General features: G+C 36.7%; 12 protein-coding genes. 6 read left to right on the top strand and 6 right to left on the bottom strand.

Translation table 11 applies throughout. The annotated features are described in order from the left end of the window. Window positions 1–41 precede the first annotated feature (41 nt). The 6 genes from fecD to PF272_RS10585 form a co-directional block, all read right to left on the bottom strand. The gene (gene fecD / locus PF272_RS10610; RefSeq protein WP_271142730.1) at window positions 42–1013 is read right to left on the bottom strand and encodes a Fe(3+) dicitrate ABC transporter permease subunit FecD; all 972 of its coding nucleotides are present in this window, start codon (window positions 1011–1013) and stop codon (window positions 42–44) included. Next, a complete protein-coding gene (gene fecC / locus PF272_RS10605) occupies window positions 1013–2002 on the bottom strand; it encodes an iron-dicitrate ABC transporter permease FecC (protein WP_271142729.1) in 990 nt (329 codons plus the stop codon). Before fecC ends, fecD begins: the two co-directional genes overlap by 1 nt. Window positions 2003–2004: 2 nt before the next feature. Beyond that, the gene (locus PF272_RS10600; RefSeq protein WP_271142728.1) at window positions 2005–2898 is read right to left on the bottom strand and encodes a Fe(3+) dicitrate ABC transporter substrate-binding protein; all 894 of its coding nucleotides are present in this window, start codon (window positions 2896–2898) and stop codon (window positions 2005–2007) included. A 121-nt stretch (window positions 2899–3019) separates the two neighbouring features. Next, entirely contained in the window at window positions 3020–3454 is a 435-nt protein-coding gene (gene dtd / locus PF272_RS10595; protein WP_271142727.1) for a D-aminoacyl-tRNA deacylase, read from the bottom strand. Then, entirely contained in the window at window positions 3451–4362 is a 912-nt protein-coding gene (locus PF272_RS10590) for a virulence factor BrkB family protein (protein ID WP_271142726.1), read from the bottom strand. Before PF272_RS10590 ends, dtd begins: the two co-directional genes overlap by 4 nt. Window positions 4363–4381: 19 nt before the next feature. Next, window positions 4382–4957, bottom strand: coding sequence for an anthranilate synthase component II (locus tag PF272_RS10585; protein WP_271142732.1), 576 nt, complete (start codon window positions 4955–4957; stop codon window positions 4382–4384). A 137-nt stretch (window positions 4958–5094) separates the two neighbouring features. Between PF272_RS10585 and PF272_RS10580 the strand changes: the two genes are divergently transcribed. From PF272_RS10580 to fucP, 6 genes are all read left to right on the top strand, one after another. Beyond that, the gene (locus PF272_RS10580) at window positions 5095–5844 is read left to right on the top strand and encodes a DeoR/GlpR family DNA-binding transcription regulator (RefSeq protein WP_065237412.1); all 750 of its coding nucleotides are present in this window, start codon (window positions 5095–5097) and stop codon (window positions 5842–5844) included. A gap of 227 nt (window positions 5845–6071) precedes the next feature. Next, on the top strand, window positions 6072–7829 hold the full coding sequence (fucI, locus tag PF272_RS10575; RefSeq protein ID WP_413789454.1) for an L-fucose isomerase: 1758 nt from the start codon (window positions 6072–6074) through the stop codon (window positions 7827–7829). Between the two features lie 52 nt (window positions 7830–7881). Further along, on the top strand, window positions 7882–9303 hold the full coding sequence (gene fucK, locus PF272_RS10570) for an L-fuculokinase (protein WP_271142725.1): 1422 nt from the start codon (window positions 7882–7884) through the stop codon (window positions 9301–9303). 10 nt (window positions 9304–9313) lie between these two features. After that, window positions 9314–9751: an L-fucose mutarotase gene (fucU, locus tag PF272_RS10565; protein ID WP_271142724.1), complete on the top strand. Its 438-nt coding sequence runs from the start codon at window positions 9314–9316 to the stop codon at window positions 9749–9751. Between the two features lie 2 nt (window positions 9752–9753). Beyond that, a complete protein-coding gene (gene fucA, locus PF272_RS10560) occupies window positions 9754–10401 on the top strand; it encodes an L-fuculose-phosphate aldolase (protein ID WP_271142723.1) in 648 nt (215 codons plus the stop codon). A 32-nt stretch (window positions 10402–10433) separates the two neighbouring features. Then, a complete protein-coding gene (fucP, locus tag PF272_RS10555) occupies window positions 10434–11720 on the top strand; it encodes an L-fucose:H+ symporter permease (protein ID WP_271142722.1) in 1287 nt (428 codons plus the stop codon). The last annotated feature ends 64 nt before the right edge of the window (window positions 11721–11784 follow it).

Here is an 11784-nt window from a genome sequence, read left to right as displayed (position 1 = left end):
TTTACCATAACCAACAGTAAGCTGATGTGTCGAAAGTTGCATTATTTATTTTTCCTAATTAATAATAAAAAGAAATAAGGTGCGCCAATAATTGCAGTGAGTATTCCTGCAGGGAGTTCTATTGGTGGGGCAAGTGTTCTAGCAATAATATCTGCAAGTTGTAATAAAATTGCACCTATTAATATTGAAGCTGGAATTAAAATATGATGATAGCCCCCAAATAATTTTCGTGCCATATGAGGTGCAATTAATCCTAAAAAGGCAATTGGTCCACACACTGCCACTGCTGTTGCTGAAATAGCGACAGCAATGAATAAAGTAATCAGCTGAATATGCTGCACATTAACACCAAGATTATTTGCTTTTTCTTCACCAAGGCTAAGAATATTGAGGTACTTTCCAAGTAGTAAACTTGCAGGTAATAATATCAATAACCAAGGCAGAGCAATATAAATAAAGTCCCAACTTCTTCCCCATAAACTCCCTGTTAGCCAGAGCATAGCTAAGTTAATTTCAAGTGGTCTAGCCAGCATAATGTAGTGGGTGATTGCTGCATATAGTGCAGAAAGTGCAATCCCAATTAATGCCATTTTTAAGGTAGAGAAGTGATAACCACAAAGAAACCAAAGGATAATAAAAGCAATAAGGCCAGCAATAAATGTAATTGGTGGTAACCAGTAGATTGAAAGGGTGGGAAAGAAAGATAAAACGATAACGGCGGCCATCCCAGCTGCATTGTTAATTCCTAGAATTTCAGGCGAAGCTAAAGGATTTCTTATAATTGCTTGTACTAAGGTTCCAGATAAGGCTAAAGCACCCCCTAAGAAAATTGCTAGTAATGCACGAGGTAAACGATATTCTATTAAAGTGAAATGATCTTTACCGCCTGTATGCATTAATGCAGAAAAGATATTCGATAATGAAAGTGTATAGGTGCCAAATATTAAGCTAATAATGAACAGCAAGAACACAATAGTGAGTAATAGCAGAAGATAATAAGGAGACAGTTTCATTATTGCTTCCCTCTAGCGATCCATACAAAGAAAGGCGCTCCAATCAGGGCTAAAATTGCGCCAGCGGGCAATTCATTGGGGAAGGTGATAGCACGAGCAATAATATCTGCGATTAACATTAGAATAGCACCAAATAACATAGTTATTGGTAATGATTTACGTAGGTCATAACCAATCCAATAGCGAGCTAGGTGTGGAATAAGTAATCCAATAAAAGCAAATGGTCCTGCAACACTAACACAAGCACCAATTAAGCATAGCGCACATAAATTAATAAGAATTCTTAATTGAGTGAGATTAATACCAAGTGATGTTGCGGTTTCATCACTTAAACTAAGGATATTTAATTTATTCGCTATGATCATACTAATTAAAATTGCAGGGAGCACAAATGGCAATAAATTCCATACAGCTTCCCAGCGAATATGTCCGATACCTCCTGCTAGCCAACTCATTACACCATAAGCGTTATCTTCGGATAATATTAGTGTTAATTTGGTGAGAGCAGCACATAACATAGAAACAGCAATCCCTGCAAGAACAATACGGCTTCGTTCAATGTTACCATTCCAACCGGCACTAATTAGCATAACTAATAGCCAACTTAAACCACCACCAACTGCTGCAACAAAGCTGATACTATAAGTAGATATCATTGCAGGATTAATTGCTGTTGCAATGACCATAGCTAAAGATGCACCAGAATTGATCCCTAATAGTGAGGGGGAGGCAAGAGGATTGCGGGTAATACTTTGTAATAATGCACCAGCAAGGCTAAGTGAAGCACCAATTAATATTGCACAAATACTACGTGGTAAGCGTAGGTTAGTTATTGTAATGTTAGCAATTGTATTATTTGTATCGGCAAATAGTGCTTGCACTGTATCAGTAGCGGAAACATTCAAAGGGTAAAATAAAAAAAGGCTAGCCCAGAATAGGAGTAATAATAGAAATATAGGGCTTAGCCAACGATAGATTAAATAACGCATAGTTATTTAGTCATTGCCTTTTGTAGAATTTCAGCAATATTTTCTGCTGCATCTAAGCCACGAGAACGTGTCCAAAGTGCAGCATCATTAGTATTAATAACTTGATTTTTTTGTACTGCGGTTAGTGCATTCCATAAAGGTTCATTTACCCATTTTTTCACAATACTTTCATCACGATAGTGAACAATAATTAGCCATTCAGGGTTGGAAGTTGCTAGTTGCTCTAATCCAGCTGGATTATTAGCATCATCTTTAGCATTTAGAGGCTTATCAACGGTAAATCCTAACGCTTCTAAAAGACTACCAGTGTAAGATTTATTAGTCGTGATTAAGAATTGTGTTTCACGAGATATGCCTACTATGGCGTGTGCTTTTGGTAATGATTTAGCAATTTCAGCCATTTTCTCCTTGTGCTGTTTAATTCTCGCTTTCATCTCTTGTGATTTTCCAACAACATCAGCAATGATTTGTGCAGAAACTAGATTATCTTGGTAGGTTTCTTTGCGTGATTTTAAGAGTAAGGTTGGAGCGATTTTCTTTAATTCATCATAAACTGCACTATGACGATTTTGATCTGCGATAATTAAATCTGGTTTTAATTCAGCAATAGCTTCTAAACTTGGTTGAGAGCGTGTACCAACCGATTTCCAGTCATTAATTTTATCACGAACACTTTGTAAAATACGGGTTTTATCATTATCATCTGCAACACCAACGGGACTAACACCAACATTGGCTAAAGCATCGACAAAGGAGTATTCAAGAGCGACAACTCTTTTTGGTACGTGATTGATAGTAAATTCTCCCTGAGCATCTTTTACCGTAATAGCTGAAGCAGAAACGGATAAGCATACTAGAAATGCAAAAGTGATGAAGTGACGAACAATATGCAACATTAGTTAATCTCCTGAATTAATTTAAACGGTAAAATAATAGCAAATTAGATTGAAAAATAACAATACAAATAGGAATTTTTATCAATTCTAATTGCTGTTTTTATTCAGAAGATTTATTTTGTTATACCTGTAACCAAAAGGTAACAGGTCCATCATTAGTGAGTGATACTTGCATATCTGCTGCGAATTGCCCAGTTTGTACAGGCACAGTTTGACGGCATTTTTCGACAAAGTAGTGATACAGTTTTTCAGCTAATTCCGGATGTCCAGAACGGCTAAAACTTGGACGTAACCCTTTTTTAGTGTCTGCGGCAAGGGTAAACTGTGAAACCACTAATAATTCACCTTGCACTTGTTGTACGTTGAGATTCATCTTGCCGTTTTCATCACTAAAAATTCGATAATTTAATACTTTTTCAATTAATCGATCAGCTTTGCTTTGATCATCATCTTGTTCAACACCAAGTAAAACCAGAATTCCTTGACCGATTTGACCTATAATTTGTTGGTCAACGACAACATTAGCTTGTGTAACACGTTGAATCAGCGCGATCATCTTTTTTCTCCAGTTTGTGCTTTAGTAATCAGTTGTTGATAAAAATAATTGAAATCCAGATCTTGAGATTCATCCCGCTGAATACGTTGTAAATCATCTAATACCGCAGTAAGTTGTGCACCAAGTAAGACAAAAGTCCAACTAAGATGAATCCATAGGATCATAATAGGCAGTGTTGCTAAAGCGCCATAGATTAACTGATAAGAAGGAAATGCTTGCATATACCAAGTAAAGCACGCCTTGCCTAAAGTAAAAAATATTGCAGCAATCAACGCACCACAAGCAGCGTGTTTAATATTAACTTTGGTGTTAGGAACAACAGCATAAATACAGGTAAATGCTAACCAAGATAATAAAAAAGGAACGAAGCTTAACAGTTTTAAGCCAAAAGGTAAGCCAGTTTTATAGGTAAAGACAGTGCTTGAAAAAATATAAGAGCTGACTCCAATACTGGTTGCAATAAAAATTGGACCAAGCGTTAAAATCATCCAATAAATAGAGAAAGAGTAAAGAGCAGAACGTTTCTTACTATTTGCCCAAATGTCATTTAACGTTGTATCAATTGATTTAATCAACATTAGTGCGACAATGATTAATCCAACGATGCTGATTGCACTCATCTTCTTCGTGTTGGCAATAAACATCCGCATATAATGCTCAACAGTATTACTGACTGATGGGGCAAAATTGGTAAAAATAAATTGTTCAAAATCTTTAATTAAGTCATTAAAAACAGGAAATGCGGCAAAAAAAGCGAAAATCACCATAAATAATGGCACAATCGCCAACATTGTACTGTAAGTGAGAAAGCCCGCCGCTTGTGAGAGTTTATTTTGCTTAAAGCGATATAAAAAAATCTTAATAAAAATAGTTAGATTCTGAATAAGTTGTTGTGGAAGTTTTTGCATAAATTCCCTCTAAAATAGGTTAAGGGCGAATTGCCAACCAATTACGCAATAAAGTTTCGCCATATTCAGTGATAAAAGATTCAGGATGAAATTGTACCCCATAAATAGGAAGCTGACGATGTTGCATTGCCATAATCACCCTTTCTTCACATTCTGCTGTAACTTCAATCATTTCGGGAAACGAATCTTTAGCAACCGCCCAAGAGTGATATAAACCAATTTGGCTTTGTTGTGGAATATTGTGCCATAAAGGTGAATTTGCTGTTTGGCATAAAGTATGATTTTGCCCATGCCGCACATTGGGCAGGTTGTATAGTGAGGCACCAAAATATTGGCAGAGTGTTTGATGACCTAAACATACCCCTAAAATCGTTTTGTCTTGATAACATTGATCAATTACTGCAAACAGTTGTGGATAAGCCGATGGCACATCTGGTCCAGGTGATAGCAAAATATGTGAAAACTGATCTAATTGTTCAAATGGGATCTGATCGTGCTGCACGATAGTGAATGTAGCAGTTGGTAAAATTCTGCGTAATAACTCCACTAAATTAAAAGTGAATGAATCGTGGTTATCAATAAGTAATAGCATAATGATTTATAAGGATAAATTCAGATAATAAATAATGTTGATGGCATATTATAGAAACTTATTGAGTTTAATTGTAGATAAAGTATTAGCTTGTTGTTATTGTAACAGGGCTTTTATCATTAAGTAAAAATAGGCATCTTATGAAAGATCGACACAGTCTAATTTTGGATATATTAAATCAACAAGGGCAAGTTCAAGTAAATGAATTGGCTCATCTACTAAAAGTTTCTGTAGAAACCATAAGACGAGATTTATCTTTTTTATCAAAGCAGCAGTTGCTTTATCGAACTCATGGCGGGGCATTAAGTAAAAAGACAGATGATATAGGCAGCTCTTTTCAGCTTCGTCAGAGAACAAATGCAGATATAAAAAAAGCGATTGCAGAACGTGTTGCTGAATATGTTTATGAAGGGGCTGTTATTGGGTTAGATGCTAGTTCAACAAGTTGGTATGTAGCACAATTAATCCCAGATATTCCTTGTTCTGTGGTTACAAACTCTATGCATAATATCACCGCTTTGGTGAATAAACCGAATGTAAAAACTATTGCTACTGGTGGGGTTTATTCTGCTAAATATGATGCTTTTTATGGCCCACTTTCCGAATATTTACTTGCTCGCTTACATATTGATATTGGAATTTTTTCTTGTGTGGGTGTCGATGATAATGGGGCAATTTGGGAATCTAATGAGCTTAATGTTGCGATTAAGCGAAAGATGATGGATGTTTCAGGGCAGAAATTACTTTTAGTTGATCCCTCAAAATTTGGAAAACAAAATTTAATTCAGTTAGGTGAAATCTCGCAAGTGGATATGCTATTTACTGAAGGGCGTATCTCGGAAAAATTATCTGCATATTGTCAGAAAAATAATGTGACTGTTTTCGGTTAATAATGCCTGAATTGACCGAATTTATTATTTATTGATTTATTCGGGCAGAAAAAATTAAGAAATTTAGTCAAAATTGACTGTTTTCTGTGATTCATCTCACAAAACTTTATTAAGTTTCAAAAATATCTTTTTACTTCCCGTGCGTTATTAGATGATTTTTTCAGTTCGTTTGTGTTATGTCAGACACAAATATGATTTTCCAATTAAGCAAACTGAAGGAGACATCTATGCAATCAACAAAAATTAAGATTGGTATTAGACCAACTATTGATGGTCGTCGCATGGGAGTAAGAGAATCATTAGAAGAGCAAACAATGAATATGGCGAAATCTGTTGCGGATTTATTACAAACACAAGTCCGCCATGCAGATGGTCAGTTTGTTGAATGTGTTATTGCGGATACATGCATTGGTGGGGTAGCAGAAGCAGCAGCTTGTGCAGAAAAATTTAAGTTAAGTAATGTTGGTGTTGTTATTACTGTAACTCCTTGTTGGTGCTATGGATCTGAAACAATTGATATGGATCCTCATATGCCGAAAGCGATTTGGGGCTTTAATGGGACAGAACGTCCAGGTGCTGTTTATTTAGCTGCGGCCTTAGCAGGACATACTCAAATGGGATTACCTGCTTTTTCTATCTATGGTACAGAAGTCCAAGAAGCGGATGATACTACTATTCCTGAGGATGTAAAAGAAAAATTATTACGTTTTGCTCGAGCAGGATTAGTGGTAGCGAGCATTAGAGGTAAATCTTATCTTTCTATCGGTTTTGTTTCGATGGGAATTGCAGGATCTATTGTCGATCAACCATTTTTCCAACACTATCTCGGTATGCGTAATGAATATGTTGATATGACAGAAATTAAACGCCGTTTAGATAGAAAAATTTATGATGAAGAAGAAGTTAAATTGGCATTATCTTGGGTAAAACAATACTGTAAGGAAGGTATTGATACAAATAAACCTGAATTCCAACGTTCAGCAGCTGAAAAAGAAGAACTTTGGGAAAATGTCGTCAAAATGACCATTATTGCCCGTGATTTAATGGTTGGAAATCCAAAATTAGCAGAATTGAATTTTGGTGAAGAAGCATTAGGGCATAATGCGATTGCAGCAGGTTTCCAAGGACAAAGACAGTGGACAGATCACTTACCTAATGGAGACTTTATGGAAGCGATCCTCAATTCTACTTATGATTGGAATGGGGTGCGTCCTCCTTTCATTATGGCAACAGAAAATGATTCCTTAAATGGCATTACTATGTTGTTAGCAAATCAATTAACTGGACAAGCTCAAATCTTTGCGGATGTACGTACTTATTGGAGCCAAGACTCCGTAGAACGTGTTACAGGCTTCCGCCCTGAACAAGGATTCCTCCATTTATTAAATTCGGGTTCAGCAACATTAGATGGTACAGGGCAACATCAAAATCAACAAGGTGAACATCTGATTAAGCCAGTCTGGGAAGTTACAGAAGAAGACGGAAAACGTTGTGTTGAAAATACGCGTTGGTGTGCTGCGGTACATGAATATTTCCGTGGCGGTGGTTTGTCCTCACAATTCCTTACTAAAGGGGGACTTCCGTTCACGATGAGTCGTATTAATTTAGTGAAAGGTTTAGGGCCTGTATTACAGCTTGCTGAGGGATGGTCAATAGAGTTACCAACAGATGTGCATGATACCTTGAGTAAACGCACAAATGAAACTTGGCCTTGTACATGGTTTGTACCTCGTCTTACTGGAAAAGGGGCATTCAAAGATGTGTATTCAGTGATGGCAAACTGGGGTGCAAATCACTGTGTGGTAAGTTATGGTCATATTGGTGCTGATTTAATTACATTGGCTTCAATGTTACGTATTCCAGTATGTATGCACAATATTGAAGATGAAGCAATTTTCCGTCCAAGTGCATGGAGTGCTTTTGGCCAGGATAAAGAAGGTCAAGATTATAGAGCGTGCCAAAATTTTGGACCTTTATATAAGTGATAAAGATAGGAAAACTCCCTCTATGGAGGGAGTTTTCTAAAAGGAGAGCTTTATGGCTATTGCACTTATTTTAGATTGTGGCGCAACCAATGTACGAGCGATTGCAATGAATGAACAAGGAAAGATCATTGCTTCATCTCACCAGCCTAACCAAACAGATTCAGATAAACAACATTCTGATTATAAAATTTGGGACTTTGAGCAGATTACACAGAAATTATTATGTTGTGCAAGAGAGGTTAGCGAAAGATTATCTGAGCAACATTTATCTGTAGATGCGATTGGGGTGACTACGTTTGGGGTAGATGGCGCACCTTTTATTCAAGGCACACAATGTTATCCCATTATTTCATGGAAATGTCCTCGTACATTACCAGTAATGAAATCTTTAGCTGAAGAGATTGACGTTAATGCGCTATATCAACGTAATGGTATTGGTCAATATAGTTTTAATACTTTATATAAATTGCGTTGGTTACAACAATATGAAGCAGAGCTATATCAAAAAATAGAACATTTCTTATTTATTTCCTCCATGCTGACATACCGCTTAACAGGGGTAATGACCACAGATAGAACAATGGCTGGAACCTCAATGATGACTAATCTGCAAACAGCAGATTGGGATTCAGCAGTATTAGATTTTTTACAGTTAAGCCGTGAACAATTACCTCCTTTAGTAAGTGCAGGAGAACAGATAGGGACACTCTTGCCAGCTATGGCTAACCAAATAGGAATTTCAGCAGGGATACCTGTAATTTCTTGTGGACATGATACCCAGTTCGCTATTTTGGGATCAGGGGCAGGTCTAAATCAACCTGTTTTAAGTTCTGGAACTTGGGAAATTTTAATGGCTAGAACTGAGCAGGCGATTGTACAACCTGAATATTTAAATCAAGGATTAACAACGGAATGGGATGCAAAAACTGGCATCTTTAACCCAGCAATCCAGTGGGTAGGCTCTGGCATTTTAGAGTGGGTAGGCAAACTCCTATTTAGTGATTGTTATGGTAAGGACAATTATTACGCCACGATGATTGCAGAAGCTCAAGCGGTAGAGAGTGCTTCTACGCATGTATGTTTGCAGGGTAATTTTGAGTTTAGTGATGAATCTCTAGGTTTGGGGCAATTCACAGGATTGTCTATGCATACCAAACGAGGAGAAATCTATATTGCAACCTTGAAATATCTCGCAGACAAATTAAAGGTGAATTTGAACTTACTACAACAAGTAGGGCATTTCCAAGCTGAAAGTTTAATTTGTGTTGGTGGTGGGGCAAAAAATGGATTGTGGAATCAAATCCGAGCAAATGCGATTGGCTTACCAATAGAGGTTGTACAAGTGGCTGAATCAACCGCTTTGGGTGCTGCAATGACAGTATTCAAAGGCATTAATGTATATACGGACTTAGCGACCGCACAACAACAAATGAAATCGCTTCGGGAAAGTGTGATACCACAAATTTCAGTTTAAGGAGGACAGTATGTTAAAGGGAATTCACCCAGCAATTTCACCTACATTATTAAAAGTATTAGCTGAAATGGGACATGGTGATGAGCTTGTATTAGCAGATGCTCATTTTCCAGGACATCAATTACATCATCGAGTTATTAGAGCAGATGGCGTAGATGTAGCCACATTATTAACAGGTATTAGTCAACTGATTGAGTTTGATCAGTATGTTGATGCGCCGCTAGTAATGATGAATGCAGTAGAAGGAGATCAGCTCGACCCTAAAGTAGAAGATCGTTATTTATCAGCTATCCAAGAAGGTGCAAGTGTAGTACCACATTTAACACGTATTGATCGTTTTGCTTTTTATGATCGTGCAATACAGGCATTTGCTGTTGTTATCACGGGTGAAACAGCAAAATACGGCAATATTATTATTAAAAAAGGGGTTACCCTAAGTAAGGACTAATTATGAATAGAGAACAACTTTCACAAAAAATTATTGATACTTGTCTAGAAATGACACGTTTAGGTTTAAATCAAGGTACTGCGGGTAATGTGAGTGTGCGTTATCAAGACGGTATGTTGATTACGCCAACAGGAATGCCATACGAAAAGATGAATGTTGATAGTATCGTCTATGTAGATGGAAACGGGAATTATGAACAAGAGAAACTACCATCAAGTGAATGGCATTTCCATCTTGCAGTATATAAAGCACGCAATGATGTTGATGCAGTGGTACATAACCATGCGGTGAATTGTGCTGCGGTATCAATTCTCGAAAAATCTATTCCAGCGATTCATTATATGATTGCTGTTGGCGGTACAGATCATATTCCATGTGTGCCTTATGCAACATTTGGTACGCACCAATTAGCTGAATATGTGTATCAAGGGATTCAAGAATCTAAAGCGATTCTGTTAGCTCATCACGGCTTAATTGCCGCAGAAAAAAACTTAGATAAAGCTTTATGGTTAGCTCATGAAGTAGAAGTTTTAGCAAGTTGGTATATCAAATTATTAGCAACAGGCTTACCAATTCCAACCTTATCTTCAGATGAAATGAAAATTGTATTAGAGAAGTTTAAGTCATATGGTCTGAGAGTCGAAGAATAATCATTATTTATTCCATAAAAGGAGACAACTTTATGAAAGCGAAAGTATTAGAAAAACAATATGTAATACCGTTTATGCTGCTGACAACCTTATTTGCATTATGGGGATTTGCTAATGATATTACTAACCCAATGGTAGCAGCGTTTCAAACAGTAATGGAAATTCCAGCATCGCAAGCGGCTTTAGTACAATTTGCTTTTTATGGTGGTTATGGCACAATGGCAATTCCTGCTGCATTATTTGTTAGTCGCTATAATTATAAATATGGTGTATTGCTAGGGTTAGCTCTCTATTGTGTCGGTGCTTTGCTATTTTACCCAGCAGCAAAATATGAAATGTTTTCATTCTTTCTGTTTTCATTATATATCCTCACTTTTGGTCTTGCTTTCTTAGAAACGACTGCGAATCCTTATATTCTATCTATGGGAGATCCAGAAACGGCAACCAGAAGATTAAACTTTGCGCAATCATTTAATCCACTTGGTTCTATTTTAGGTATGTTTGTCGCATCACAATTTGTATTAACTCAGCTAGATTCTGATAAACGTGATGCGGCAGGAAATTTAATTTTCCCAACATTATCAGCGGCAGAAAAAACGGTGATTAGAACCCACGATCTTGCGGTAATTCGAGATCCTTATGTGATTTTAGGTTTTGTTGTTTTGGCGATTTTCATTATTATTGCACTTTATAAAATGCCTAAAACACGTACTGAAGAACAGCCTAGAATTCGTTTTGGAGAAGCGATAAGTCGTTTATCTAAAAATATGAAATATCGTGAAGGGGTGATTGCTCAGCTATTTTATGTTGCAACGCAAATTATGTGTTGGACATTTATTATTCAATATGCAGAGCGTTTAGGTTTTACTAAAGCAGAGGCACAAAACTTCAATATTATGGCAATGGGATTATTCATTGTTAGCCGCTTTATCAGTACAGCATTAATGAAATACTTGAAAGCAGAATTAATGTTAATGCTATTTGCATTAGGTGGTTTTGCGACAATTTTAGGGGTAATTTTTATTGATGGTGTGTTAGGAGTCTATTGTCTTATTTTAACTTCAGGTTTTATGTCTCTTATGTTCCCAACAATTTACGGAATTGCATTAAATGGACTAAAAGAAGAAGCTACTTTAGGTGCTGCGGGCTTAGTAATGGCGATTGTTGGTGGTGCATTAATGCCGCCATTACAAGGGTATATCATTGACATGGGTGAAGTTGCAGGATTACCAGCAATTAATGCTTCTTTTGTATTGCCACTAATTTGTTTTGTTGTAATTAGTATTTATGGCTATCGTTGTTGGAAAGTGTTGAAGTAATCTTTTTCTTAGCTTTTATTATCTTATTGACCTCTGATAAATTGTTGTTTATCAGAGGTTTTTT

The sequence above is a fragment of the Gallibacterium faecale genome, from assembly GCF_027920745.1.
Taxonomy (GTDB): Bacteria; Pseudomonadota; Gammaproteobacteria; order Enterobacterales; family Pasteurellaceae; genus Gallibacterium; species Gallibacterium faecale.
The sequence above is the reverse complement of the archived record's forward strand: the minus strand, read 5'-3'. Positions and strand labels throughout refer to the sequence as shown.

Bases quoted from the DNA above. Each gene is read 5' to 3' on its own strand.
- fecD (WP_271142730.1), bottom strand. From the start codon at position 1,013: ATGAAACTGTCTCCTTATTATCTTCTGCTATTACTCACTATTGTGTTC.
- fecC (WP_271142729.1), bottom strand. From the start codon at position 2,002: ATGCGTTATTTAATCTATCGTTGGCTAAGCCCTATATTTCTATTATTA.
- PF272_RS10600 (WP_271142728.1), bottom strand. From the start codon at position 2,898: ATGTTGCATATTGTTCGTCACTTCATCACTTTTGCATTTCTAGTATGC.
- dtd (WP_271142727.1), bottom strand. From the start codon at position 3,454: ATGATCGCGCTGATTCAACGTGTTACACAAGCTAATGTTGTCGTTGAC.
- PF272_RS10590 (WP_271142726.1), bottom strand. From the start codon at position 4,362: ATGCAAAAACTTCCACAACAACTTATTCAGAATCTAACTATTTTTATT.
- PF272_RS10580 (WP_065237412.1), top strand. From the start codon at position 5,095: ATGAAAGATCGACACAGTCTAATTTTGGATATATTAAATCAACAAGGG.
- fucI (WP_413789454.1), top strand. From the start codon at position 6,072: ATGCAATCAACAAAAATTAAGATTGGTATTAGACCAACTATTGATGGT.
- fucK (WP_271142725.1), top strand. From the start codon at position 7,882: ATGGCTATTGCACTTATTTTAGATTGTGGCGCAACCAATGTACGAGCG.
- fucU (WP_271142724.1), top strand. From the start codon at position 9,314: ATGTTAAAGGGAATTCACCCAGCAATTTCACCTACATTATTAAAAGTA.
- fucA (WP_271142723.1), top strand. From the start codon at position 9,754: ATGAATAGAGAACAACTTTCACAAAAAATTATTGATACTTGTCTAGAA.
- fucP (WP_271142722.1), top strand. From the start codon at position 10,434: ATGAAAGCGAAAGTATTAGAAAAACAATATGTAATACCGTTTATGCTG.